Origin of the sequence: Pseudomonas sp. ChxA (genome assembly GCF_030263855.1) — a bacterium.
In the GTDB taxonomy this organism is placed as follows: domain Bacteria; phylum Pseudomonadota; class Gammaproteobacteria; order Pseudomonadales; family Pseudomonadaceae; genus Aquipseudomonas; species Aquipseudomonas fluorescens_CB.
The window spans coordinates 1,232,696-1,258,445 of record NZ_JARPMK010000002.1 but is presented as its reverse complement, the minus strand read 5'-3'; the positions used below and the strand labels follow the sequence as shown (position 1 = coordinate 1,258,445).

General features: G+C 60.0%; 25 protein-coding genes and 1 other RNA gene. 13 read left to right on the top strand and 13 right to left on the bottom strand.

The features are described from left to right. Positions 1–2: 2 nt before the first annotated feature. The 4 genes from P5706_RS31575 to P5706_RS31560 form a co-directional block, all read right to left on the bottom strand. The gene (locus P5706_RS31575) at positions 3–632 is read right to left on the bottom strand and encodes a 5-formyltetrahydrofolate cyclo-ligase (protein ID WP_058421183.1); all 630 of its coding nucleotides are present in this window, start codon (positions 630–632) and stop codon (positions 3–5) included. Between the two features lie 58 nt (positions 633–690). Further along, a non-coding RNA gene (ssrS, locus tag P5706_RS31570) (6S RNA) lies at positions 691–869 on the bottom strand. Positions 870–899: 30 nt separating this feature from the next. Beyond that, on the bottom strand, positions 900–1,217 hold the full coding sequence (locus P5706_RS31565) for a cell division protein ZapA (RefSeq protein WP_065931843.1): 318 nt from the start codon (positions 1,215–1,217) through the stop codon (positions 900–902). After that, complete coding sequence (locus P5706_RS31560) at positions 1,214–1,423, bottom strand: TIGR02449 family protein (RefSeq protein ID WP_003177365.1); 210 nt, start codon at positions 1,421–1,423, stop codon at positions 1,214–1,216. Before P5706_RS31560 ends, P5706_RS31565 begins: the two co-directional genes overlap by 4 nt. 138 nt (positions 1,424–1,561) lie before the next feature. Between P5706_RS31560 and P5706_RS31555 the strand changes: the two genes are divergently transcribed. The 9 genes from P5706_RS31555 to gcvH all read left to right on the top strand — a co-directional run bounded on the left by P5706_RS31555 (position 1,562) and on the right by gcvH (position 11,886). Further along, positions 1,562–2,119 (top strand): YecA/YgfB family protein, encoded by a 558-nt coding sequence (locus tag P5706_RS31555; protein WP_285684334.1) that lies wholly within the window; start codon positions 1,562–1,564, stop codon positions 2,117–2,119. 20 nt (positions 2,120–2,139) lie between these two features. Next, complete coding sequence (gene pepP / locus P5706_RS31550; protein WP_138813380.1) at positions 2,140–3,462, top strand: Xaa-Pro aminopeptidase; 1,323 nt, start codon at positions 2,140–2,142, stop codon at positions 3,460–3,462. Then, positions 3,459–4,646: a 2-octaprenyl-6-methoxyphenyl hydroxylase gene (gene ubiH, locus P5706_RS31545; protein ID WP_219269957.1), complete on the top strand. Its 1,188-nt coding sequence runs from the start codon at positions 3,459–3,461 to the stop codon at positions 4,644–4,646. The genes pepP and ubiH overlap by 4 nt, the downstream gene beginning before the upstream one ends. Beyond that, complete coding sequence (locus P5706_RS31540; RefSeq protein ID WP_017135271.1) at positions 4,639–5,124, top strand: DUF4442 domain-containing protein; 486 nt, start codon at positions 4,639–4,641, stop codon at positions 5,122–5,124. The genes ubiH and P5706_RS31540 overlap by 8 nt, the downstream gene beginning before the upstream one ends. Positions 5,125–5,133: 9 nt before the next feature. Then, positions 5,134–6,351, top strand: coding sequence for a 2-octaprenyl-3-methyl-6-methoxy-1,4-benzoquinol hydroxylase (locus P5706_RS31535; protein WP_285684951.1), 1,218 nt, complete (start codon positions 5,134–5,136; stop codon positions 6,349–6,351). Positions 6,352–7,409: 1,058 nt separating this feature from the next. Beyond that, positions 7,410–8,414, top strand: coding sequence for an extracellular solute-binding protein (locus tag P5706_RS31530; RefSeq protein ID WP_017135273.1), 1,005 nt, complete (start codon positions 7,410–7,412; stop codon positions 8,412–8,414). Between the two features lie 180 nt (positions 8,415–8,594). Then, on the top strand, positions 8,595–10,211 hold the full coding sequence (locus P5706_RS31525) for an ABC transporter permease (protein WP_285684332.1): 1,617 nt from the start codon (positions 8,595–8,597) through the stop codon (positions 10,209–10,211). Positions 10,212–10,367: 156 nt separating this feature from the next. After that, a complete protein-coding gene (gene gcvT, locus P5706_RS31520) occupies positions 10,368–11,450 on the top strand; it encodes a glycine cleavage system aminomethyltransferase GcvT (RefSeq protein ID WP_200430504.1) in 1,083 nt (360 codons plus the stop codon). 52 nt (positions 11,451–11,502) lie between these two features. Continuing rightward, a complete protein-coding gene (gene gcvH, locus P5706_RS31515) occupies positions 11,503–11,886 on the top strand; it encodes a glycine cleavage system protein GcvH (protein WP_017135276.1) in 384 nt (127 codons plus the stop codon). 86 nt (positions 11,887–11,972) lie between these two features. Here gcvH and P5706_RS31510 read toward each other — a convergent pair whose 3' ends face one another. The 7 genes from P5706_RS31510 to P5706_RS31480 form a co-directional block, all read right to left on the bottom strand. After that, complete coding sequence (locus tag P5706_RS31510; protein WP_056860748.1) at positions 11,973–13,115, bottom strand: DegT/DnrJ/EryC1/StrS family aminotransferase; 1,143 nt, start codon at positions 13,113–13,115, stop codon at positions 11,973–11,975. Between the two features lie 158 nt (positions 13,116–13,273). Then, on the bottom strand, positions 13,274–13,939 hold the full coding sequence (locus P5706_RS31505) for an outer membrane protein (protein WP_200430502.1): 666 nt from the start codon (positions 13,937–13,939) through the stop codon (positions 13,274–13,276). A 160-nt stretch (positions 13,940–14,099) separates the two neighbouring features. Then, positions 14,100–14,414, bottom strand: coding sequence for a DUF2388 domain-containing protein (locus P5706_RS31500; RefSeq protein WP_043046966.1), 315 nt, complete (start codon positions 14,412–14,414; stop codon positions 14,100–14,102). Between the two features lie 69 nt (positions 14,415–14,483). Continuing rightward, positions 14,484–14,930 carry an NfeD family protein gene (locus tag P5706_RS31495; protein WP_200430501.1) on the bottom strand — a complete coding sequence of 149 codons (447 nt, stop codon included), beginning with the start codon at positions 14,928–14,930 and terminating at the stop codon, positions 14,484–14,486. A gap of 10 nt (positions 14,931–14,940) precedes the next feature. After that, entirely contained in the window at positions 14,941–15,861 is a 921-nt protein-coding gene (locus P5706_RS31490) for an SPFH domain-containing protein (protein WP_200430500.1), read from the bottom strand. 77 nt (positions 15,862–15,938) lie between these two features. Continuing rightward, the gene (locus P5706_RS31485) at positions 15,939–17,633 is read right to left on the bottom strand and encodes a GspE/PulE family protein (RefSeq protein WP_285684326.1); all 1,695 of its coding nucleotides are present in this window, start codon (positions 17,631–17,633) and stop codon (positions 15,939–15,941) included. Between the two features lie 82 nt (positions 17,634–17,715). Further along, entirely contained in the window at positions 17,716–18,054 is a 339-nt protein-coding gene (locus tag P5706_RS31480; RefSeq protein ID WP_285684324.1) for an ACT-like domain-containing protein, read from the bottom strand. Between the two features lie 127 nt (positions 18,055–18,181). On the opposite strand from P5706_RS31480, the gene P5706_RS31475 reads away from it, so the two are divergent. Further along, positions 18,182–18,652 (top strand): Lrp/AsnC family transcriptional regulator, encoded by a 471-nt coding sequence (locus tag P5706_RS31475; protein ID WP_003195279.1) that lies wholly within the window; start codon positions 18,182–18,184, stop codon positions 18,650–18,652. Positions 18,653–18,737: 85 nt separating this feature from the next. On the opposite strand, the gene P5706_RS31470 is transcribed toward P5706_RS31475, so the two are convergent. Continuing rightward, on the bottom strand, positions 18,738–20,105 hold the full coding sequence (locus tag P5706_RS31470) for a CYTH domain-containing protein (protein ID WP_285684320.1): 1,368 nt from the start codon (positions 20,103–20,105) through the stop codon (positions 18,738–18,740). Between the two features lie 158 nt (positions 20,106–20,263). Here P5706_RS31470 and argE point away from each other — a divergent pair, with 158 nt between their 5' ends. Both argE and argA read left to right on the top strand, forming a co-directional pair. Then, entirely contained in the window at positions 20,264–21,412 is a 1,149-nt protein-coding gene (gene argE / locus P5706_RS31465) for an acetylornithine deacetylase (RefSeq protein ID WP_200430496.1), read from the top strand. Positions 21,413–21,547: 135 nt separating this feature from the next. Next, on the top strand, positions 21,548–22,846 hold the full coding sequence (gene argA, locus P5706_RS31460) for an amino-acid N-acetyltransferase (RefSeq protein ID WP_058421195.1): 1,299 nt from the start codon (positions 21,548–21,550) through the stop codon (positions 22,844–22,846). Positions 22,847–22,996: 150 nt separating this feature from the next. Here the strand turns inward: argA and tauA are convergent, their stop codons facing one another. Further along, positions 22,997–23,983, bottom strand: coding sequence for a taurine ABC transporter substrate-binding protein (gene tauA / locus P5706_RS31455; protein ID WP_285684316.1), 987 nt, complete (start codon positions 23,981–23,983; stop codon positions 22,997–22,999). Between the two features lie 370 nt (positions 23,984–24,353). Here tauA and P5706_RS31450 point away from each other — a divergent pair, with 370 nt between their 5' ends. Then, positions 24,354–25,697 carry an OprD family porin gene (locus tag P5706_RS31450; protein WP_200430494.1) on the top strand — a complete coding sequence of 448 codons (1,344 nt, stop codon included), beginning with the start codon at positions 24,354–24,356 and terminating at the stop codon, positions 25,695–25,697. Positions 25,698–25,750: the final 53 nt, after the last annotated feature.

Genomic DNA, 25,750 nt, shown 5'->3' with positions numbered 1-25,750 from the left:
TTTCAAGGCGTCGCTGGTTCCAGCGACGTTTCTGCGACATACCATTTTTTATCGGTGACGGTGCCCGCTAATGGCACGTCCCAGCTCGCCTGCGCCAAACGTTCGACCTTCTGGCATTCATGGGCCAGGCCCAATAGCGTCGGCTTGCGCCAGTTCTTGCGCCGAGCGAGGTAGGCCAGGCTGCGGTCATAAAACCCACCGCCCATGCCCAGTCGCCCACCCACATCATCGAAACCCACCAGCGGCAACAGCACCAGGTCCAGCGCCCAAACGTTGCGTTGGCGGTTGGCATTTACGTGCGGCTCGAGGATGCGAAAGCGGTTGGGTAATAACTTATCCCCAGGCCGCACGCGCTGGAACACCATTTTGGTTCGCGGCCAGGCACTGAGCACCGGCAGATAAGTGGCCTTGCCCCGGCGCTGGGCAGCGCGCAGCAGCAGGCGCGGATCGATTTCACCGTCCGTGGGTAGGTATAAAGAAATATGTTTGGCCCGGCGAAACAGCGGGTGCTGTGCCAGTTGCCGATACAGGCCGTGGGCGGCCTTGCGCTGCTCGCTCGGCGTAAGGGCGCGGCGGGCTTTGCGCAACATGCGTCGAAGTTGCGGACGGGAAAGCGGCGCAGGTTCGGTCATGGTTGTTCGGCTCATAAAACAATGCCAGTCCTAAGACTGGCATTGAGTTTGGGAATTCAGGCTCCCCGACAGAGCCGCTGTCGACTTAGCCCTTGAACCCGAAAGTTCAAGGTGGAAGATGCAGTAGGCTTTAAGGCTTTCCGTCTAGCGGACATGCACACCAGCCCAACGTGCAACTTCCAGGGTAGTGCGAATCGGCTCAGGGACATCGCCGACTGGCAAACACGCCAGGGAGTGGGGCGAGTATACCTTAAACAGACGCGTCAATCAGCCCTTGGGTGGCTCTGGATCGGTAGAAAGTGCCAGATCCACGCGTTCGAGCAGGTCACGCACCTGCTCACGTGTCGAGCCGCTGGCCTGCACGTCAGGCCGTTCCTGCTTATGCAGCAGATCGTGGGTAATGTTCAGTGCGGCCATCACGGCGATACGGTCGGCGCCGATGACTTTGCCGCTGCTGCGGATTTCACGCATCTTGCCATCCAGATAGCGGGCAGCACTCACCAGATTGCTGCGTTCTTCCTGAGGGCAGATGATCGAATATTCTTTGTCGAGGATCTGCACGGTAACGCTATTGCTTGAACTCATGAGTCTTGCTCCAGGGCCTTCAGGCGCGAAATCATCGATTCGACCTTACGCCGGGCGATTTCGTTTTTTTCAATGAGGTGAGCGCGTTCCTCGCGCCAGGTCTTTTCCTGAGCTAATAGGAGTCCGTTTTGACTCTTAAGTTGCTCGACCCGATCAATTAGCAGTTCGAGTCTGGCCATCAGCGCTTGCAGGTCGGTGTCTTCCATTGGGTTCCACTGGATTTGTCTGATGAATGGCAACTTCAGGATAAACGATCTGACGCCCTCGATAGTCTTGGTACGTCTGCCGGTGCTAGGATACAGCGCTTCATTCTAGACATTGCGCCGTCTGGCGCCTAGCTCACCATGCCTATTCAGAACTCCCCGTACGACGCTTTTTCCAAACTGCTGAGCACCAGCGGTCATCCATGCTCGCCTGCCGAACTGCACGGCGTGCTGTTGGGCCGCAGCTGCACGGGCGTTGGCTTCGATGCCGACAACTGGCTGGCCGATGTGGCCGAGCTGCTGGAAACCGAACCTACCGACAACGTGCGTAACGCGCTGATCGGTCTGCAAGAGATGGTCAAAGGCGAGCTGACCGGTGATGACGTCACTGTGGTCCTGCTGCTGCCGACCGACGACGCGCCGCTCACCGAACGCGCCGCCGCATTGGGCCAATGGTGCCAAGGCTTCCTGCACGGCTTTGGCGTGAACGCCGGCGGCCTGGAGCTGAGCACCGACGCTAAAGAAGTGTTGCAAGACTTGGCTGCTATCTCCCAGGTGCAAGATGCCCTGGAAGAGTCCGAGGACGGCGAAGGCGACTATATGGAAGTGATGGAATACCTGCGCGTTGCGCCGCTGCTGCTGTTCACCGAGACCAAAAAGTCCGCTGAACCAGCCGCCGCCAAGCCGTCGCTGCACTAAGCAAGGAAGCCCATCTGCCCATGATTCATATCCCGAAAGCGGAATACACCCGTCGCCGCAAGGCGCTCATGGCGCAGATGGAACCCAACAGCATCGCGATCCTGCCGGCTGCCGCTGTGGCCATCCGCAACCGGGATGTCGAACACGTCTACCGTCAGGACAGCGACTTCCAGTACCTGAGCGGCTTCCCTGAACCTGAAGCTGTGATCGTGCTGATGCCCGGTCGTCAGCATGGCGAGTACGTGCTGTTCTGCCGCGAACGCAATGCCGAACGTGAATTATGGGACGGCCTGCGCGCCGGCACCGAAGGCGCAATTCGCGACTTTGGCGCTGACGATGCGTTCCCCATCACCGATATCGACGACATCCTGCCCGGCCTGATCGAAGGCCGCGACCGAGTGTATTCGGCCATGGGCAGCAACGCCGAATTCGATCGGCATGTGATGGAATGGATCAACGTGATCCGCTCCAAAGCGCACTTGGGCGCCCAGCCGCCGAACGAATTTGTTGCCCTGGATCATCTGCTTCACGACATGCGCCTGTATAAATCGGCGGCAGAAGTGAAGGTGATGCGCGAGGCCGCGCGGATTTCCTGCGCGGCTCACGTCAAGGCGATGCAGGCCAGCCGCGCCGGGCTGTATGAGTTCAGCCTCGAAGCGGAGCTGGATTACGAGTTCCGCAAGGGCGGCGCGAAAATGCCGGCCTATGGCTCCATCGTTGCCGCCGGGCGCAACAGCTGCATCTTGCACTACCAGCAGAATGACGCGCTGCTCAAGGACGGCGACCTGGTACTGATCGACGCCGGTTGCGAGATTGACTGCTACGCCAGCGACATCACCCGCACGTGGCCGGTCAGCGGCAAGTTTTCGCCCGAACAAAAGGCGATCTACGAGATTGTGCTGGCCTCCCAGGAAGCCGCTTTCGCCGAGATCGCGCCGAACAAACACTGGAACCAGGCCCACGAGGCGACCGTGCAGGTCATCACCGCCGGGCTGGTGAAGTTGGGCTTGTTGCAGGGCGACGTCGACGAATTGATCGCCAGCGAAGCCTACCGTGCCTTTTATATGCACCGCGCTGGCCACTGGCTGGGCATGGATGTGCATGATGTGGGCGAATACAAAGTGGGCGGTGAATGGCGTGTGCTGGAAGTCGGCATGGCGTTGACCGTGGAGCCGGGCATTTATATTTCGCCGGACAACCAGAACGTGGCAAAGAAATGGCGTGGCATTGGCGTACGCATCGAGGACGACGTGATAGTGACCAAGCAAGGCTGTGAGATTCTGACCGGCGGCGTCCCCAAAACCGTCGCCGAGATCGAAGCGCTGATGGCGGCAGCCCGATGAGCCGGGTCAACCTGGCGATTATCGGCGGCGGCCTGGTGGGCGCCAGCCTGGCGTTAGCGTTGCAGGCCGGTGCCAAGGCACGGGGTTGGAAGATCGTGCTGATCGAGCCATTTGCGCCAGGCGACACTTACCAGCCGAGCTACGATGCACGTTCTTCGGCACTCTCCTACGGTGCGCGTCAGATCTACCAGCGCCTGGGTGTGTGGCAGGACATCTCCCGCCGTGCCGAGCCGATCAAACAGATCCACGTGTCTGACCGTGGGCGTTTCTCCACTGCGCGCTTGTCCGCCATGGAAGAAGGCGTGCCGGCCCTTGGCTATGTGGTGGAAAACGCCTGGCTCGGCCAGTGCCTGTGGCAAGGCCTGGACAAAGAGGTGGTGAGCTGGCGCTGCCCGGCGGAAGTCACGCGCATGGAGCCGCTGCCCGACGGCTATCGCCTGACCCTCAACGATGAAACCGTGCTGGAATGCGACCTTGCAGTATTGGCCGATGGCGGCCGCTCCGGTTTGCGTGAGCAACTGGGTATTGGCGTCAAAACCCGCCCGTACAACCAGAGCGCGCTGATCGCCAACATCACCCCAAGCGAAGCCCACAACGGCGAGGCCTTCGAGCGCTTTACCGATGAAGGCCCGATGGCCCTGCTGCCGTTGCCGGACAACCGCTGCGCGCTGGTATGGACGCGCATCGGCATGGACGCCCAGCGCCTGGCCAACCTCGATGAACGTAGTTTCTTGAGCGAACTGCAGGGCGTGTTCGGCTACCGCCTGGGCACCCTCAAGCAAGTCGGCGCACGGCACCTGTACCCGCTGACGTTGGTGGAAGCCGAAGAACAAGTGCGCTCGCACCTGGCGATCCTCGGCAATGCCGCCCATAGCCTGCACCCGATAGCCGGGCAGGGTTTCAACCTGTCCCTGCGCGATGCCAATGCCTTGGCCGAAGCCTTGTTGGCCGGGCCTGCGGTGCCGGGCGACTTGGCGACCTTGCAGCGCTACCGCGAAAGCCAGCATCTGGACCAGAAGCTCACGGTGGGTTTCTCCGATCAAGTCACGCGCCTGTTTGGCAGTGCCCAGCCATTAGTGGCTTTGGGCCGCAACATGGGCCTGCTAGGTCTGGACCTGCTACCGCCGGCCAAACGCTGGTTCGCTCGTCAGGCCATGGGCCTGGGTACGCGCCCCGATGCGTAAGTGGTTGATCCAACGTTTGGGTAAAGCGCGGCTGTTGCGTTGGGTCATGACCCTTTATCCGCCCTATCTCGGGGCGGGGATCAGCGTGCAGCACATGAGCGCTGACTTTCGTCATGTCAAAGTGCGCATGGGCCTGGGTTGGTACAACCGCAATTATGTAGGCACGCAATTTGGCGGCAGCCTGTACTCGATGGTCGACCCGTTCTACATGTTGCTGTTGATGGAGAACCTGGGCCGCGACTACATCGTGTGGGACAAGGCCGCGAGCATTGACTTCGTGTCGCCGGGCAAAGGCCCGGTGTACGCCGAATTTTCCATCGACGACGCCTTGCTGGACGAGATTCGCCGGCAGACCGAAGGTGGCGAGAAATACTTGCCTCACCTCAAGGTCGAGATTCATGACGGCTCCGGTACCCTGGTGGCGCGGGTCGACAAAACCCTTTACGTGCGGCGCAAGCCGCCAGCAAAGCAGGCTTAAAGCATGGACATGCGCGCAGATGTGCTGATTGTCGGGGCCGGAATGGTCGGAAGCGCCCTGGCGCTGGCGTTGCAGGGCAGTGGCCTGCAGGTGCTGCTGCTTGACGGCAGCCCGCTGAGCGTCAAACCGTTCGACCCTACGGCTGCCTTCGAGCCACGGGTGAGTGCCTTGTCGGCCGCCAGCCAGCGCATCCTTGAGCGCCTCGGCGTGTGGGACGGCATTGTGTCGCGGCGCGCCAGCCCCTATGGCGAGATGCAAGTGTGGGACGGCAGCGGCACCGGGCAGATCCACTTCTCGGCGGCCAGTGTGCACGCGGAAGTGCTCGGGCATATCGTCGAGAACCGCGTGGTTCAGGACGCGCTGCTCGACCGTCTGCATGATTGTGACCTGGGCCTGTTGGCCAACGCCCGCCTGGAGCAGATGCGCCGCTCCGGTGATGACTGGCTGCTGACCCTGGCGGACGGGCGTAAATTGCGTGCACCGCTAGTGGTCGCCGCCGATGGCGCCAACTCCGCCGTACGTCGCCTGACCGGCACCGCGACCCGCGAGTGGGATTACTTGCATAACGCCATCGTCACCAGCGTGCGCAGCAGCCAACCCCATCAGCGCACGGCGTGGCAGCGTTTTACCGACACTGGCCCGCTGGCGTTTCTGCCGTTAGTGCGCGATGGGCAGGAAGATTGGTGCTCGATCGTCTGGTCGACCACACCGGCGGAGTCCGAGCGCCTGATGGCGCTGGACGATGAAAACTTCTGCCGTGAACTGGAGCGCGCCTTTGAAGGGCGGCTTGGCTCGGTGATCAGCGCCGATCCACGTGTGTGCGTGCCATTGCGCCAGCGACATGCCAAACGCTACGTGGCAGAAGGCCTGGCGTTGATCGGCGACGCGGCCCACGTGATCCACCCGCTGGCGGGGCAGGGCGTGAACCTGGGGTTCCTCGATGCGGCGGTGCTGGCCGAGGTGCTGCTGGCAGCCACCGAACGCGGTGAGCGCCTGGCTGATGTAAAGGTACTGAGCCGCTACGAACGTCGGCGCATGCCGCATAACCTGGCGCTGATGGCGGCCATGGAAGGCTTTGAGCGCCTGTTCCAGGCCGACCAGCTGCCATTGCGCTGGTTGCGCAACGCCGGGCTGAAAATGGTCGACCAGATGCCCGAAGCCAAGGCCGTCTTCGTCCGCCAGGCCTTGGGCCTGACCGGCGACCTCCCGGAACTGGCCAAACCCTGAGGGCGCCTGAGTACCCTGTGGGAGCCGGGCTTGCCCGCGAAGGCCATAGGTATCTACACAACGTTAACGGTCTGACCAGAAGGGTGGGCGGTCGGGCGGTTGGGTGGGGTGTATATCCGTTGCTGCGGTAACGGCGGCCTATGGTTCCGCTCTTACAGCGGGTCACTTTTGCAAGGACGCAAAAGTAACCAAAAGGTCCTCGCCCCAACACTCGGTGCCTCGCTTAGGCTCGGCATGCCCGCAATCCGCCAGTGATTTGGGGGGCCGCCGCGATGGGCCATCCTTGGCCCAGCGCGGCTAAACCGGCATCCCTGCCGGTTTACCCCCCAAATCCCTGTCGAATTGCGGCCATCGTGTTTAACGGGGCGATTTCAGATCAAGATCAAAAGCGCAGATCAAAAGACCGCTGACTTCGTCATCGAAAAGGATGTAAGGGCCGGAGCAACAGCAACAGCAACAGCAACAGCAACAGCAGAGCCATACTCGGTCAAAGGTGGGAGCTGGCTTGCCTGCGATGGCATCAACTCGGTGTGCCTGATACACCAAGGTGTCTGCATCGCAGGCAAGCCAGCTCCCACAGAAAAGCAGTTCTTCAGTGTATTCAGATAGGCTTTTGACTTGCACTTGATCTGGCTTTTGCTTCAACCACTCAGGTCGGCTTTCAGGCCGCCGTGCTCTGCTTTTGGTTTTGATCTGAGACGCCCCGTTAACCACGATAGCCGGAGTGAGGGCACACCGAGCCTAAGCGAGGTGCCGAGTGGTGGAGCACAGACCTTTTGGTTACTTTTGGCTGGGCCGGCATTCCGGGCGTTTGCCAAAAGTGACCCGCTGTAAGAGCGGAACCCTACTCAGCCATCACCCAAATAACGGATATGCCCCCAAGATAAAACAGCCCAACACCCCAGACGCCAATATTTGTGTAAATACCCATGCCGCGATAGGGCCGTTGGCCCCAGCACAAACTCCAGCTATGCAACATCTCGTAACGCCTCCACCAAGCGCTACCAAATGTGAGTCCTTATCATTTGCCCTCTTTTTGCAAATGAGAGACCGCACCCATGTTGGCACCCAAGCGCCTCCTGACTGCCCTGGCACTCACCCTTATCGGCAGCACCACCGTGCAGGCAGCCGACGAAGTCGTGGTCTACTCCTCGCGCATCGACGAACTGATCAAGCCGGTGTTCGACGCCTACACCAAAAAGACCGGCGTGCAGGTGAAGTTCATCACCGACAAGGAAGCCCCGCTGATGCAGCGCATCAAGGCCGAAGGCGAGAACGCCACCGCCGACCTGTTGCTCACCGTCGACGCCGGCAACCTTTGGCAGGCTGAGCAAATGGGCATCCTGCAGCCGTTCACCTCGGCGGTGATCGACAAGAATATTCCGCTGCAATACCGCTCCTCGAACCACGCCTGGACCGGCTTGAGCCTGCGCGCGCGGACCATCGCCTATTCCACCGACCGGGTAAAACCCGGTGACCTGACCACTTACGAAGCCCTGGCCGACAAACAGTGGGAAGGCCGCCTGTGCCTGCGCACGGCGAAAAAGGTCTACAACCAGTCGCTGACCGCCACCCTGATCGAAACCCATGGCGCGGCCAAAACCGAAGAAATCGTCAAAGGCTGGGTCAACAACCTCTCCACCGACGTGTTCTCCGACGACATCGCCGTGCTGGAGGCGATCAACGCCGGGCAATGCGACGTGGGCATCGTCAACACCTACTACTACGGCCGCCTGCACAAGCAGAAGCCGGATTTGGCGGTAAAACTGTTCTGGCCGAACCAGGGCGACCGTGGCGTGCATGTGAACCTGTCGGGCATTGGCCTGACTAAGCACGCACCGCACCCGGAAGCCGCCAAGGCATTGGTGGAGTGGATGACCACGCCTGAAGCGCAGCAGATCTTTGCCGACGTGAACCAGGAGTTCCCGGCCAACCCGGCGGTGCCGCCATCGGCGGAAGTGGCGACCTGGGGCAAGTTCGTGGCCGATACCTTGCCGGTGGAAGTGGCAGGCAAGCGCCAGGCCGAGGCTATCCGCCTGATGGATCGCGCCGGCTGGAACTAACTACAATTTGCAGGCAAGCGCCGAACTAAATGTGGGAGCGGGCTTGTGTGGGAGCTGGCTTGCCTGCGATAGCATCACCCAGGTGTAACTGACACACCGAGGTGATGCTATCGCAGGCAAGCCAGCTCCCACATTGCGTTGTATTCACCTTGATTTTTTTACCACCTTGAGAGCTAGCCCTTGGCCCACCCCGCCCAACGCCGCTGGTACCTGCCGGTCTTCAGCGTCGCCGCCCTGGTGCTGCTGCCGCTGAGCGTGCTGTTGCTGTCCTGGCAAAGCATTGATGCGCAAATATGGTCGCACCTGTGGGAAACCCAGATGCCGCGCCTGCTGGGCAATACCCTGACGCTGGTGCTGGGCGTCGGCGTCGGGGTAACGCTGCTGGGCGTGAGCCTGGCCTGGTTGACCAGCCTCTGCGAGTTTCCTGGGCGGCGCTGGCTCGATTGGGCCTTGATGCTGCCTTTTGCCATTCCCGCCTACGTACTGGCCTTTGTGTTTGTCGGCCTGCTGGATTTCGCTGGCCCGGTGCAAAGCCTGCTGCGTGAATGGTTCGGCACCGGCCTGCGACTGCCGCGCGTGCGCTCCACCAGCGGCGTGATTATCGTGTTGGTGCTGGTGTTCTACCCCTACGTCTACCTGCTGGCGCGCACGGCGTTTCTTGCCCAGGGCAAAGGTCTGATGGAAGCGGCGCGAGTGCTCGGGCAATCGCCCTGGCAGGCGTTCTGGCGCGTCGCGCTGCCCATGGCACGGCCGGCGATTGGAGCCGGCGTGGCCCTGGCCTTGATGGAGACCCTGGCGGATTTCGGCGCGGTCTCGGTGTTCAATTTTGACACCTTCACCACCGCCATCTACAAGACCTGGTACGGCTTTTTCAGCCTTTCCAGTGCTGCCCAACTGGCCAGCCTGTTGCTGCTGGTGGTGATGCTGGTGCTGTACGGCGAACGGCGAGCCCGCGGTGCCAGCCGCCCAGGCAACGAGCGGCCACGGGGCCAGGCGTTGTATCACCTGCGAGGGGTCAAAGCGGCAGCGGCCAGCACGTGGTGCGGGTTGGTGTTCGCCTGCGCCTTTGTCATTCCCATGCTGCAACTGGTCGCCTGGTTCTGGCAGCGCGGCCGCTTCGATCTGGATGAGCGCTACACCGGCCTGATCGTTCACACCCTTTACTTAGGCGGCATTGCGGCACTGATCACGGTCAGCGTGGCGTTGATACTCGCCTTCGCGAATCGTTTGGCGCCAACCCGGGCGATTCGCTCCGGTATCAGCCTGGCCAACGTCGGCTATGCCTTGCCGGGCTCGGTATTGGCCGTGTCGATCATGTTGGCGTTCAGCTACCTCGACCGAGAGCTGGTGGTACCGCTGTCGGGCTGGCTGGGCGGCGCGGGCAAACCCTTGTTGCTGGGCAGCCTGTCGGCGCTGGTGCTGGCTTATCTGGTGCGCTTTCTGGCGGTGGCCTACGGGCCGTTGGAAAACAGCCTGGCGCGAATCCGCCCGTCGTTGCCGGAAGCGGCACGCAGTCTCGGGGTGAGCGGGCCACGACTGTTTTGCAAAGTGTATCTGCCGTTATTGCTGCCGGGAACGTTGAGCGCGGCGTTGCTGGTGTTCGTCGATGTGCTCAAGGAAATGCCCGCAACCTTGCTGATGCGCCCATTTGGCTGGGACACCCTGGCAGTTCGCATCTTTGAAATGACCAGTGAAGGAGAATGGGCGCGAGCCTCGTTGCCGGCGCTGACCCTTGTGCTGGTGGGGCTGCTGCCGGTCATCGGCCTAATCCGACGCTCTGCGAGGCAAATCGGTTAGGTGCCAGTCCTACGGCTTGCGGCTACAATGCGCGGCATTCGGTGCGCTTCGTCTTTCGGAGCGAGTCGCTGGGCGTGGCTGCAGGCCTTGTAATTCGGGGCATTCAGCGCAAACAGCAGCTCCGCGCACCTTCGCCAAGCCCGGAAGGAGAAACCCATGGGACAGCGTACGCCTCTGTATGACCTGCATCTCGCCCTCGGCGCGAAAATGGTCGATTTTGGCGGTTGGGATATGCCTCTGCACTATGGCTCGCAAGTTGAAGAACACCATCAGGTGCGACGCGACTGCGGGGTGTTTGATGTCTCCCATATGACCGTGATCGATGTCACCGGCCCTCAGGCCAAGGAATGGCTCCAGCACCTGCTGGCCAATGATGTCGACCGTTTGCATGGCTGCGGCCGTGCGCTCTACAGCGCCATGCTCAACGAGCAGGGCGGCGTGGTGGATGACATGATCGTCTACCGCACCGAAGCCGGTTACCGATTGGTAGTCAACGCAGCCACCCGCGACCAGGACATGGCCTGGATGCAGGCGCAACTGGGCAACTATTCGGTGCAACTGCAGGAGCGGCCCGAGTTGGCCATGCTCGCCATTCAGGGGCCCCACGCCCGGCAGAAAATCGCCGAGTTGGTCACCCAGTCGCGCGGCACCCTGATTCATCAGCTCAAGCCTTTTGAAGGCCAAGCCGACGGCGACTGGTTTATCGCCCGTACCGGCTATACCGGTGAAGACGGCCTGGAGATTGTCCTGCCTGCCGATCAGGCGCCGGGGTTTTTCAACGACCTGGTCGGCGCGGGTATTTCACCCATTGGCCTTGGCGCCCGCGATACCCTACGTCTGGAAGCCGGCATGAACCTGTATGGCCAGGACATCCACCAGGATGTTTCGCCCCTGGCGGCGAACATGGCCTGGAGCATTGCCTGGGAACCTGCAGGTCGCAACTTCATTGGCCGCAGCGCGCTGCAAGCAGAGCTGGCGGCGGGTGTGCAGTACAAATTGGTCGGGCTGGTACTGGAGGAGCGTGGGGTTTTGCGCGCTCACCAAGTGGTTCGTATCGCCAATGTTGGCGAAGGGGAGATCACCAGTGGTAGTTTCTCTCCTACGCTGAGCAAATCCATTGCCCTGGCTCGCGTACCGACGGCAACTGCCGATCGGGCCGAAGTGGAAATCCGCGGCAAGTGGTACCCGGTTCGAGTGGTCAAACCGACCTTCGTACGCCATGGCAAAACCTTGATCTAACTATTTCCGGCAGGCCGAAGGCCGCTGACATTTCTTCTTGAGGACACAGATTATGAGCGATATCCCAGCTGACCTGCGTTTTGCCGAAAGTCACGAATGGGCCCGTCTGGAAGCTGACGGCACTGTGACCGTCGGGATTTCCGACCATGCACAGGAAGCGTTGGGTGATGTGGTGTTTGTTGAGCTGGCGGAAGTTGGCGCCCAATTTGAAGCTGAAGGCCAGGCTGGCGTGGTTGAGTCAGTGAAGGCTGCTTCGGATATCTACGCCCCGATTGCTGGCGAGGTGATTGCCGTCAACGAGGAACTGAGTGGCAGCCCTGAGCTGTTGAACACCGACCCTTACGGCGCCTGGATCTTCAAGCTCAAGCCAAGCAACCCGGCTGATCTGGAAAAACTGCTGGATGCTGCGGGCTACAAAGCTGCCATCGGCGAGTAAACACCGGGCGTTGCCGCTGCACAAATCAATGTGGGAGCTGGCAAGCCAGCTCCCACACTTGATTGTGGCAAGCCAGGATTCTGTACTTAACCCGCTTTCAATACGGCTTTAACCGCCGCAACCGACCGCTCCACGTCTGCCTCTGTCATCGCCGTGAACATCGGCAACGATACGATCAAACGCCCAACACGTTCCGATACCGGGAACATGCCTTCCTTGAAACCCTGTGCCCGATACAGGCTCAGCAGGTGAATTGGCGGGTAGTGATAGCCAATACCGACGCCATGCGCCTGCATCTGCTCCATGAAGGTAGCACGTGCCGGCTTGCCATCCTGACGCTCCGGCAACACCAGCTGGAACAGGTGCCAGTTGCTGTTTTCGAAGTCTGCCGGCGGCAGTTGTGCGCCGTACTGCGCTTCAAAATCACTGCCGAAGCATTTGAAGTAGTGGCGCGCCAGGTTCTGGCGGTGGGCGGTGATTTTCTCGATATGAGCGAACTGGCCCAGGCCGATGGCTGCGGCGATATCGGTCATGTTGAACTTGCCGCCCAACACATCCACGTCCAGGCCGTCGAAACCCGTGCGGGTAACGCCCTGCAGGCGATATTTCTCTGCCAGGCGGGCTTCTTCGGCATTGTTCAACACCAGGCAACCGCCCTCGGAAGAGGTGATGTTCTTGTTGGCCTGAAAACTGAAGGATACGAAGTCGCCGGTTGCGCCAATGCGTTCGCCATCCCAGCTGGAGCCCAGTGCCTGTGCGGCGTCTTCGACGATACGCAGGTTGTACTTGTTGGCCAGTGCATACAGCATCGGCATGTCCAGGGGCAGGCCCGCCAGATACACCGGGATGATCGCCTTGGTACGTGGGGTGATTGCCGCCTCTACCTGGGCCAGGTCGATATTGCGGGTTACCGGGTCAATATCGGCAAATACCGGTGTGGCGCCGACTTCCAGAATGACGTTGGCAGTGGCGACCCAAGAGATCGGCGTGGTGATGACTTCATCCCCTGGGCCGATCCCGGCGATGCGCAGTGCAATTTCCATGGTGCAGGTGCCGGAGTTGAAAGTCCGCACCGGGCGGCCGCCAAAGTATTCCGACAGCTGTGCTTCGAACGCCTGCACTTTTGGCCCGCTGGTGATCCAGCCCGAGCGCAGTACATCGCCGACCGCCGAGATGGTGGCTTCATCAATGGTAGGTTTGGAAAACGGCAGAAAGGGCTGTTGGCTCATAACGACGAAGGCATCCGTTTCAGATAGGCGATGAGTAGTAGACGTATCAGTACCGCATGGTTGCACGGTTCGACTGAATATAGCCTGTCACACGTGAATGAATCGTCATGTTACGAGCAAAAAAATGCCGCTGCAAAAGCGGCATTTTCGCTGGCGCGTCAGAAGGACAAACGGGCTTCAAGAAACACGTTTTGCTCTTTGAGCTTGCCTTTGAGCTGTTCATCCTTGGCATTTGCCCGGTTGACGAAGGTGTTGTAGCCGGTCTCAACCTGGCCCATGTCCACATAACGCCAGCCGGTGCCTACGGTGAGTTTTTCAGTGACTTTGGCGTCCAGGCCCAAGCCTACGCTGTAGGCGAAGTTGTACTGACGGTTGCTGGCGAATTGGCGGTTGGGGTTGCCCTGGTAACCCTCGGCATCAATCTGCGCCACACCTACACCGGCCATGCCGTAGAACGACAGCCAATCATTGATCGGAATGTTTTTGTAGCCGTTGAGCATCCAGCGCTGGCTATCGACTTCCAGGCGATTGACGTTGGCATTGAAGGGCGCCCAGTAGGAATCGAATGTCGAACTGCTACGCGTGGTGTATTCCCCCTCCAGTCGCCACCCGTCGGCAAAGGCGTAACCTGCGGCGAATGAGCCGGTGAAGGCTTTGCTGCTGTCCGGCGCTTCGATCTGATTCGTAACGCGTGGGCTGGTCAGCAATGAACTGGAAAGATTCTGACGGGCACTGTTGAGCTTGGCCGAGCCATACCAGCCTTCTGCCTGTGCAAAAGGTGTTGCGAAAGCGGCGAGCAGTAGAAGGGAAGACAGTTTTTGCATGGTGGTCGATTCGCTTGGTGAGAAGGAATCAATAGCTTGTTGCTGCCTTGGCGAAGTGGTCGATAGGACTTTTCCTGTTTAGTCACTCTTGTGGCGTCACCGTAGGTAAAAGCAGCGCAAAAAAATGCCGCTCTCAATGAGCGGCATTTTTATAGGCGCTTTACTCGGTCACAGCATTTTTCGCGAGGATAGCGTTGGCCAATTCCATATCGGTGGCCTTGAGGCCTGGGTTATCAGCGCGAACTTTCTGCATGGCGGCTTCCAGGTACGGACCGCGGATGCCGCCGTCGCTGGCAACAAAGCTGCCTGCGTCGTCCTGGGCGGCGACCACCAGCTTGTGGTCCTTGAAGGTCAGGTACGTCGAGCCGGTAGTGGCGCCCGATGAAATGACATTACGCCAAAAGCTGTCGGCCATGGCTGAACCGACAGGAAGGGAAAGCACAGCGAGGGTTGCGACAGCATATTTGAGACGCATGATGGGTGACTCCGACTGGGTTATCTGAACAGTTTGATTGTAGTTAGCTCAACCGAGTTCCATCACTGACTAAACAGTTTCGACCTGTAAAACCACGCCGTCCTGACCAATGACACGTACTTGAGCGCCTACGGGGCTGTCCGCGCCAGTCGCCATCCACACGCCATCACCGACTTTTATCTTGCCCCGGCCATCCACGATGGCCTGGTGCACCACAAACGTGCGGCCGATCAGCTCCGAGCCGCGCATGTTCAGCCCCGGCTGGTCACTGACCTTGGCGCTGCTGCGTTGGCGTTTCCACCAATAGACAGCGGTCAAAATCGACAGCACAGCGAACAGCAGCAGTTGCCATTCCAGCCCGAGCGGCGGCACCAGGAACTTGATAACGCCTACAGCGGCAGCGGCGATGCCCATCCACAGCAGGTAACCGCCGGCGCCGAACACTTCCAGAATCAGTAACACCGTACCCAGTGCCAGCCAATCCCAGAACGACAGATGCTGCAGGAAATCCCACATGGCAGTTGCCTCAGCCTTTCTTGTTGTCGAAGGTTGCCTTGACGATTTCGCCGATACCACCGACGGCGCCAATCACCTGGCTGGCTTCCAGCGGCATCAGAATGACTTTGCTGTTGTTGGCCGACGCCAGTTTGCCCAAGGCATCGATGTATTTTTGCGCGACGAAGTAGTTGATGGCTTGCACGTTGCCGGTGGCAATTGCTTCAGAGACAACTTGAGTCGCGCGGGCTTCCGCCTCTGCCTGACGCTCACGGGCCTCAGACTCCAGGAACGCAGCTTGGCGCCCACCTTCTGCTTCCAGGATCTGCGCCTGCTTCTTGCCTTCTGCAGTCAGAATCGCCGATGCCCGCAGGCCTTCGGCTTCCAGGATTTGCGCGCGCTTGATCCGCTCGGCTTTCATCTGGCCGGACATGGCGGCCATCAGGTCGGCAGGCGGGCTGATGTCCTTGATCTCGATGCGGGTGATCTTGATACCCCACGGCGCTGTGGCTTCGTCCACGGTGCGCAGCAGTTTTTCGTTGATGCCGTCGCGCTGGCTTAGCATGGCGTCCAGCTCCATGGAGCCAAGCACGGTGCGGATGTTGGTTTGCAGCAGGTTGCGGATGGCGTGCTCGAGGTTGTTGACCTCGTACGCGGCCTGGGCGGTGTTGACCACCTGGAAGAAGCACACGGCGTCGATTTGCACGGTGGCGTTGTCGGCGGTGATCACTTCTTGCGGTGGAATATCCAGCACGCTTTCCATCACGTTCAGCTTGCGGCCGATGCGGTCCATGATCGGAATAATGATGTTAAGGCCGGGCTTGAGGGTGTTGGTGTAGCGGCCGAAACGCTCGACAGTCCACTGGTAGCCCTGGGGCACCACTTTAAAGCCCATGAACAGGATGGCCACGGCCAAACCCACGAAAAGAAGCAGTACGGTTCCGATCTGCATAGCGATTCCCTATCTGATGGTGTCAGTGATGCGACGTGTGGCCGATTGTAACGGCCTGATCACGGATAAGGACGGTTTCACGGGCCAACAATCAAATCATTTGTTTCTGAATCCCCAGGCGTGACCCGTAATACCTCTGCCAGAGTGGTCAGCCCGGCGTTGACTTTATCCATACCGGCCATGCGCAGGCTGCGCATGCCTTGCCCAAGTGAGGCCCGGCGTAGAGCCTGCACGTCGGCACCTGGGGTGATCAGCGCCTTGAGCACCTCGTTCATCGGCATGATTTCGTAGAGCCCGGCGCGGCCTCGATAACCGCTGTCACGGCAGTCTGCACAGCCGACAGCTTCGTGCGCGGTGCCCGGCGCACCCACCGCGCGTTTGCAATGCGGGCATAAAAGCCGCACCAGACGCTGCGCCATCACCCCTATAAGGGTAGCTTTGATCAAATAATGAGCAATGCCCAGCTCCTGCAACCGGCTGATAGCACTGGGCGCATCATTGGTGTGCAGGGTCGACAGTACGAGGTGCCCGGTCAATGCAGCCTGGATCGCCATTTCTGCGGTTTCCCGGTCACGGATCTCGCCGATCATGATGATGTCCGGATCCTGGCGCAGCAGGGCGCGGACGCCGCTGGCGAAGGTCAGGTCGATGTTGTGCTGTACTTGCATCTGGTTGAAGGCAGGTTCAATCATTTCGATCGGGTCCTCCACCGTACACAGGTTGACCTCGCGGGTTGCCAGTTGCTTGAGCGTGGCGTAGAGGGTGCTGGTCTTGCCCGAGCCGGTTGGTCCTGTGACCAGAATGATGCCGTTGGCCTGGCCGGTCATGGCGTGCCAACGTTGCTGGTCGTCATCTGACAAACCAAGCTGGTCAAAATCTTTCAGTAGCACCTGCGGGTCGAAAATCCGCATCACCAACTTTTCGCCAAACGCCGTCGGCAAGGTCGAAAGGCGCAGTTCCACCTCTATGCCCGCCGGGCTTTTGGTCTTGACCCGGCCGTCCTGGGGTTTGCGCTTTTCTGCCACATTCATCCGGCCCAGGCTCTTGAGGCGGCTGACCACCGCCATCGTGACCTGAGGCGGAAACTGATACACATCGTGCAGCAGCCCGTCGATACGAAAACGCACGCGGCCCTGGTCGCGACAGGGTTCGATATGGATATCACTGGCACGTTGCTCAAAAGCGTACTGCAACAGCCAGTCGACGATGGTGACGATATGCGCGTCATTGGCATCCGGCTCCTGATCGCTGGCGCCGAGGCTGAGCAGTTCGACGTTGCCGGCCACCGCCGCCTTTTGATCGGCGCCGCTGACGGATCTGGCCAACCGGTAGAACTCGCCAATGCAGCGCTCAATAGCCTTGGGGTTGGCGACCACGCGCTTGATCGAGCGCTTGAGCACCTGTGCCAATCCGGCTTCCCAGTCACGGACATGGGGCTGGGCGCTGGCGACGGTGACGGTCTGCGCATCCACGGCCACCGCCAGGATCCCATGGCGTTGCGCAAAGGCATGGGACATCAACGGCACCACGGTGGTCACCTCGATCTTGAGCGGGTCGATACGCAGATAAGGCTGCCCGACGTGCGTGGCCAGCCATTGCGTCAAGGTTTCCAGGCACAGCCCCTGTGCTGCGATGCATTCAAGAGGGTGCTGCCGGGTGGCGGGCAGCGTTGATAATGAATGTGCCATCTCTGCGCTTATCAGCCCTTGCTCGACCAGCGCCGGCAGCAACTGATGCAGTTCCAATCGGTGAGTGTGCAAGGCGGTAGGCATGGGTATTTCCTGGCAAGCTTTGGGTGTAAACCCAGGCTAGCCTGCCCCTGAACATCCACCGCCCAGCGAGTATTGCCGGCTTTTACAGGCTGGCCGCCGTCACCGCTGCAGGCCGCAGAGAGTCAGCCCGCCAAACCTCCAAGGAGCAGACGCTGATCAGGTTTCTAATCTTTTCACCGATCACCTGGGCGCGGTGCCAGCTCAAACCATCCATCACGATATCAATGTTCAACAGGTCGTCTTCACGGCTCACATTGACCTGCTGCGGGGTCAGGAACTGCAAGGCGAAATAGTTGAGCACCCGGCACAGCACGTCGGGCTCGGCCTCGGCGACGATCTGATAATGCGCCTGGCAATGGGCGCTGTTGACGGCCCAGGCATCGACGCGTGCGGGGGTGTGGGTGGCTTCGACGGCGTGCATGCTGATTCTCCAAATTCGACTGGAGAAATTTTTACATTCGCCATGGGAGATTTCTTATCTAAGATGGGTTCTATTTGCGATTTATCGAATAGATCAATTCGTGGCTGGCACATTCAAAGGTATTTTTATGCACAGTGAGTTGGACGCCTACGACCGCCGTATCCTGGCGCTGCTGCAAGAGGATGCGTCGCTGTCCAGCGCTCAGATCGCCGAACAGGTGGGCCTGTCCCAGTCGCCGTGCTGGCGGCGTATCCAGCGGCTCAAGGAGGAAGGTGTGATTCGCGGCCAGGTCACGCTGCTGGACCGCAAGAAGATCGGCCTCAACACGCAGATTTTTGCCGAGGTCAAACTCAATGCTCACGGCCGTTCCAACTTCACCGAGTTCACCGAGGCGATTCGCGGCTTTCCGGAAGTATTGGAGTGTTATGTGCTGATGGGCGCGGTGGATTTTCTGCTGCGCATAGTCACCTCGGACATTGAGGCGTATGAGCGGTTTTTCTTCGAGAAACTGTCGATGGTGCCGGGGATTCAGGAAGTAAACTCGATCGTGGCTTTATCGGAGATCAAATCCACCACCAGCCTGCCAGTCTTGCGCTGACAGGGCCTGCCTTATCGCGGGCAAGCCCGGCTCCCACATTGGAACGCATTCCCCTGTGGGAGCGGGCTTGCCCGCGATAGCGATCTTACAGGCGCAGCAGGGTCTTCCAGGCCCGGTTCTGATACACCGCAATCGCCTGATGCATGCGCGCATCCAGCGATTCATCGGTGATCGGCTGGTTGGCCAGCAGCGCCAACTTGTTCAGCTCGCCGTACAAGCGGTCCAGCTCGGGGATGTCCACCACCTGACGTGCGTGGTGCAGCCAGGCCTGGATGCGCTCGATGCGCGGCAGTTGCTCGGCCAGGTCTTCCGGTTGCTGCTGGTAGCGCGGCAGTTGCAGGGCGACGGCGTCGTCGGCCAGCAGGCGCGGCAGCCAGTTGGTGATTTGCGCGGCGCCCTGGCGGTTGCCACGCACGTTGCGGTCGGCGGTCCAGGTGCGGGCCAGCAGCCAGCGCGAGGTGCTCAGCGAGAACAGGCCCCAACGTACGTCTTCAAGTTCTTCGGCGAACTGTTCCGGTGCGGCTTTGCGGATGTCTTCGTCGTCGTCACCGGCCTGTACCAGTGGGCGCCAGTCTTCCAGCAACGCGTCCAGCGCACTGCGCAGTTCGCTGGTGGATTGACGCGGCGCGGCCTGGCCGAGGCTGCCGATCAGGGCGCGCAGCTCGCCGAGGTTCTCGACCCAGTCCTGCAGCAGACGCCAATGGCCGTTGAAGCGGTATTGCTCAGCCAGACGCTGGCTGCTGCCCAACAGGTGCCACATGATTGCGGCGAAGGCATCGTCCAACGGCATTTCGGCGTGGATTTGCGGGGCTGGCAGGCTCAACGAGTAACTGCTGGCGTCGTACAGGCGGTAGCCGCGCTCGGCCTTGCTGATATCGCACGGCATCAGCGCCAGGGTCGCGGCCAGTTCGGCGGCCAGTTCCAGCAGGGCAGCCGGTTCGCCTTCACGCAGTTCCAGTTCCAGCTCGCAGATTTCTTCTTTCTGCTTGCCGACCACCACATGGCCCAGGTCCAGGGCGGCTTCGATCACCACCTTGGCCTTGCCACGGCCCCAGGCGATTTCGGCGCGTTCACGCACAAAATCGGTGGTGAAGATTGGCTTGAGGGTCTTTTTGTCCAGCTCGGCCAATTGCTCGGGCCAGCACTCGCCGTCGAGTTTCTTCACATCGAGCTTGGCTTTGGGCAGGTCCCAGTTGTATTCGTTACGTTCCGACAAGCCGGCGACGCTTTGGCCACGGGTCTTGAGGGTCTGGATGATTTCTTCACCGTCTTTGCGCAGGCGCAGGGCGACTTTGGCCTGGGCCAGGTCGCGCTCGGGGGTGTCGAAATACTGGTTCATCAACTCACGGCGTTCCCAGCCACTTTTGTTGCGCTTTTTCAGTAGCGGGTGCTCACGCAGCGCGGCGAGGGTTTCGCGGCTGACGCGGAGCTTGATTTCGGTTTCTTTCTGCATGGCCGGAAAATCCAGGATCGGGAGCGCAGCCGGGGAAATGTGTGGCTGCCAAGGTCGTGCAGTGTACAGGACTGAGCCCGGCAACGTGCCGCAACGGTTTATTGTGTCGTGCAGATGGTTCTATAGTGGGGCTCATCCGGGAAGTTGAGAGGCTGCGCATGCCATTACCGTCCATGAAAGAGCAATTCGCCGCGTTGATTGCCGCGCCGTCGGTCAGTTGCACCCAAGCGTCTCTCGACCAGACCAACCGCCCGGTCATCGACCTGCTCGCCAGTTGGCTGGGTGACCTGGGTTTTGCCATCGACATCCAGCAGGTCAGCCCCGGCAAGTTCAACCTGCTCGCCAGTTTCGGCAGTGGCCCCGGCGGGCTGGTGCTGGCCGGGCATAGCGATACCGTGCCGTATGACGCCGCGCTGTGGAAGACCGATCCGCTCAAGCTGACGGAAGTCGACGGCCGCTGGGTAGGTTTGGGCAGCTGCGACATGAAGGGCTTTTTTGCCCTGGCCATCGAAGCCGTGCTGCCATTGCTGGACCAACCTTTTAAACAACCGCTGCTGATCCTCGCCACCTGCGATGAAGAAAGCTCGATGTCCGGTGCTCGCGCACTGGCCGAAGCCGGGCGCCCGTTGGGCCGTGCGGCGGTGATCGGTGAGCCGACGGGCCTGAAGCCGATTCGCCTGCACAAAGGCGTGATGATGGAGCGCATCGACATTCTGGGCCAAAGCGGCCATTCGTCGGACCCAAGCCTTGGCCATAGCGCCCTTGAAGCCATGCACGACGCCATCGGCGAACTGCGCGGCCTGCGCCTGGCCTGGCAGCGTGAGTACCGCAACCCGCAATTCAGCGTGCCGCAACCGACCATGAACTTTGGTTGTATCCACGGCGGCGACAACCCCAACCGCATCTGCGGCCAATGCTCGCTGGAATTCGACCTGCGGCCGTTGCCAGGCATGGACCCGCAGGTGCTGCGCGCTGCCATCCGCCAGAAGCTCGAACCCTTGGCCGAGCGCCATAAAGTCAAGATTGACTACGCACCGCTGTTCCCAGAAGTGCCGCCGTTCGAGCAGGCCGAAGACGCCGAGCTGGTAAGGGTGGCGGAACGATTGACCGGTCATCGTGCCGAAGCAGTAGCGTTCGGCACCGAAGCGCCTTATCTTCAGCGCCTTGGTTGTGAAACCCTGGTGCTTGGCCCCGGCGATATCGCCTGCGCCCACCAGCCGGGCGAATACCTCGAAATGTCACGCTTGACGCCTACAGTGCGTCTATTGCGGGAGCTGATCGAGCATTACTGCCTGAAACCTGCATAAATTAACCCCTGCCTATTCGTACATAGAAGGAGAGCGAGCGTGTCGCCAAGCCTGTTCCGACGATAACCATCAGCCCGCTGTGCGCTTTCACGATTCATCCTTTTTTGGCTGCTTTTTATTACAGGCCCAGGTTTTATGCCCGAATACGTTAATTGGCTTCGTCACGCTTCGCCTTACATCAATGCCCACCGCGACTGCACCTTTGTAGTCATGCTGCCCGGCGATGGTGTGGAACACCCCAACTTCGGCAATATCGTCCACGACCTGGTGCTGCTTCACAGCCTGGGCGTGCGGCTGGTGCTGGTACACGGTTCGCGCCCACAGATCGAAACCCGCCTTGAAGCACGCGGCCTCACCCCGGCGTACCACGAAGGTTTGCGCATCACCGATGCGGCGACTCTGGAATGTGTGATCGACGCGGTTGGGCATCTGCGCATTGCTATCGAGGCGCGCCTGTCCATGGACATGGCCTCGTCGCCGATGCAGGGTTCGCGCTTGCGCGTGGCCAGCGGCAATCTCGTTACTGCACGGCCGATCGGCGTGCTCGAAGGGGTGGACTACCACCACACCGGCGAAGTGCGCCGGGTCGACCGCAAAGGCATCAATCGCCTGCTGGACGAGCGCTCCATCGTGCTGCTGTCGCCATTGGGTTATTCGCCCACCGGCGAGATCTTCAACCTGGCCTGCGAAGACGTCGCCACTCGCGCCGCCATCGACCTGGGCGCCGACAAGCTGCTGCTGTTTGGCGCCGACCTTGGTTTGATCGATGAGCATGGTCGCCTGGTGCGTGAGTTGCGCCCGCAACAAGTGCCGGCGCACCTGCAACGTTTGGGCAACAACTATCAGGCTGAATTGCTGGATGCCGCCGCCGAGGCTTGCCGTGGCGGAGTAGGGCGCAGCCATATCGTCAGTTATGCCGAAGATGGCGCGCTGCTCACCGAGCTGTTCACCCGCGACGGCGGCGGCACGTTGGTGGCCCAGGAGCAATTCGAGCTGGTGCGCGAAGCGGCGATTGAAGACGTCGGTGGCTTGCTCGACCTGATCAGCCCGCTGGAAGAGCAGGGCATTCTAGTGCGGCGTTCGCGTGAGGTGTTGGAGCGTGAGATCGAGCAGTTCAGCGTGGTCGAGCGCGAAGGCATGATCATCGCTTGTGCGGCGTTGTATCAGATCGCCGATTCGGATGCCGGTGAGCTGGCGTGCCTGGCGGTCAACCCGGAGTACCGCCACGGCGCACGCGGTGATGTGTTGCTGGAGCGCATCGAGACCCGCGCGCGGGCCCAGGGTTTGAAGACCTTGTTTGTCCTCACCACGCGCACCGCCCACTGGTTCCGCGAGCGCGGGTTTGTGCCGAGCAGCGTGGACCGCCTGCCGTCGGCACGGGCGTCGCTGTACAACTATCAGCGTAATTCGAAGATTTTCGAGAAGGCGCTATAACAGATCACTGAGCTGGTTTGTGTGTGAGCTGGCTTATATGGGGGCTGGCTTGTGTGGGAGCTGGCTTGCCTGCGATGGCATCACCGCGGTTTACCTGACAGACCGAGGTGCCCGCATCGCAGGCAAGCCAGCTCCCACAGGTGATCGCATTTATTCAGGGATGAATTTGTCGGTGACGAACGCCGAGTAGTCCGGCAGCACCGTCTCAACCTTTCCTTGCTCCTTCAAAAACTTCGCCGTTTCCCCAATCGCCTTTGCCGTGCCGCCTTTAAGCAGCGCCTCGGTCTGCTGTGCCTGGGCATCCGGGAACGTGGTGCCAGCTAGCAGCTCGGGAATGTCCGCAGCATTGGAACCTGTCAGTTTAGCGATTTTCTGCACGGGCTCCGAATCCACCGTCCAACTGTCTTTATGGGCGGCATAGTCAGCAAACGAATCCAGCGTGACCTTGGAAAACTTGGCCACTACGTCAGGATGTTTTTGCGCGAAATCTTTGCGCGCCACCCACACTTCGAACGTTGGCGCGCCCCACTGACCTACTTGGGCTGCGTCTGTCAGGGTTTTGCCGGTCTTGCGGATTTCCCCCAGCGCCGGTGACCACACGAATGCGCCGTCGATATCGCCACGTTTCCACGCGGCAGCAATTTCTGCCGGTTGCAGGTTTACCACTTTGACTTTTTGCGTGTCCAGGCCCCAGTGCTTCAGCGCCCCGAGCAGGCTGTAATGGGAGGTCGAGACGAAAGGGGTGGCGATGGTTTTACCCACCAGGTCTGCGGGTTTGTCGATACCGCTGCCATTGCGTACCACCAGAGCTTCAGAAGTATTGATCTGCGCCGATACGATAAACGCCACGATCGGTAGATTGCGTGAAGCCGCTGCTGCAAGGGGGCTGGAACCAAGATTGCCGATCTGCACATCGCCGGAGGCGATCGCGGTGACCACTTCGGGGCCGCTGTTGAAACGGCGCCAGGCGATTTTCTCGCCGATGGCCTTTTCATAGAGGCCGTCAGCCTGGGGGACTTTGCTGGGGTCGATGCCGGTTTGGTAGCCGATGGTCAAATCGGCGGCTTTGACACCAAAAGAAAGAATTAGTGACACAAAAACTGTAACAAATTGACGGGAGGATGTGCGTTTGGCCATGATGGCGTCGCCTTTTTGATCGTGGGTGACGTATGCAACAGTACGGTCACACTAATCGATCTAAAAAAAGGCTGGTAAATACCCTTTAGGAATTAGCTTATGGAGCGGTTGATCTATGCTGATCGGTTCGCTGCCTGCTGAGGCTTATTCCTGAATCGTATGAAAAAGAATGAAACAATTCTTTTTGGGTGTATGAAAAACTCATTACCCTGCAGGGACCAAATTAACTGCGGTTAGACGAAGGTAGTAGACATACAAAGTTACGATTGACTTGTCGGTCACTATCCGGCGCTAATCGCGCATCTGTGGATCCAGGGCGTCAGACCCGGGACCTTAGAAATACAAAAATTAGAAATGAGAGGAGCGGTACATGAAGAAATCAACATTGGCGTTGGCCGTGGCTGTGGCTGCAATTGCACAACAGGCACACTCCGCCGGTTTCATCGAAGACAGCAAGGCTACCCTGGGTCTGCGTAACTTCTACATCAACACGGATAACCGTGATGGTGCCAGCAGCCCTAAGTCCAACAGCCAGAGCAAAAACGCTGAATGGGGCCAAGGTTTCGACCTGCGTTTCATCTCGGGTTACACCCAAGGCACCGTTCAATTTGGTGTTGATGCCATTGGCCTGTACGGCATGCGCCTCGATTCCAGCCGCGCCGATCACGGTAACTACACCGGCAGCGCTTCCGGCGGTACCGTGTTCCCAAGCGACGGCAACAAAGCTGTGCGTGACTACGCCAGCCTGGGCTTGACCGGCAAGGTCAAGATCTCCCAGACCGAACTGAAAATCGGCACCCTGCAACCGAACAACCCGGTCATCAAGACCAACGACGGTCGTCTGTTGCCACAAACCTTCCAGGGCGGCCAGATCACGTCGAACGAGATCAAGGACCTGACCCTGACTGCTGGTCAGATCGAGCACGCCAAGGGCCGTAACTCCAGCAACAACGAAGGTCTGTCCCTGGCCGGTGCCAACGGCAGCTCGAACTATGACGCAGGTAACTTCGTCAACAAGTTCTACTACGCCGGTGCTGACTACAAGATCACCAAAGACCTGACTGCGTCGTACTACTTCGGTGAGCTGAAAGACTTCTACTCGCAGAACTTCCTGGGCCTGGTACACAACTGGGCTATCGGCCCGGGCGTGCTGAAAAGCGACCTGCGCTACTACCGTAGCCGCGACAATGGCGCTAACGGTGACACCGCTGGCTACTACACCACCGGTTACTACGGCAACAAGGTCACCAAGGGCAAGGTCGACAACGACCTGTACAGCTACTTGGCATTGTACTCGGTTGAAGGTCACACCTTCGGCGCCGGCTACCAGTACACCAAAGGCGACAGTGACTTCCCTTGGCTGAACCAAGGTGACGGCTCTTCGAACAGCACCACCACCGACATGCAGATCCAGAAGTTTGCCCGTGCTGGCGAACGTACCTGGCAAGCTCGCTACGCGTATGACTTCGCCAAGGTTGGCCTGCCAGGCCTGACCGCGGGTGTTGTGTACCTCAAAGGCAGCAACATCGACACGTCGGTCGGTAGCAAAAACGAGTGGGAACGTGACCTGACTCTGGCCTACGTTGTGCCACAAGGCCCGCTGAAAAACCTCGGCGTAGCCTGGAAAAACGCTATGTGGCGTACCGACCTGCCCGCGACTCGCGCGCAAGACGAAAACCGCTTGATCGTCAGCTACTCGATCCCGCTGTTGTAAGAGCGTAAAACCTTGCCCGGCGCAACGCCGGGCAAGGTGACTTACTGTTCAAG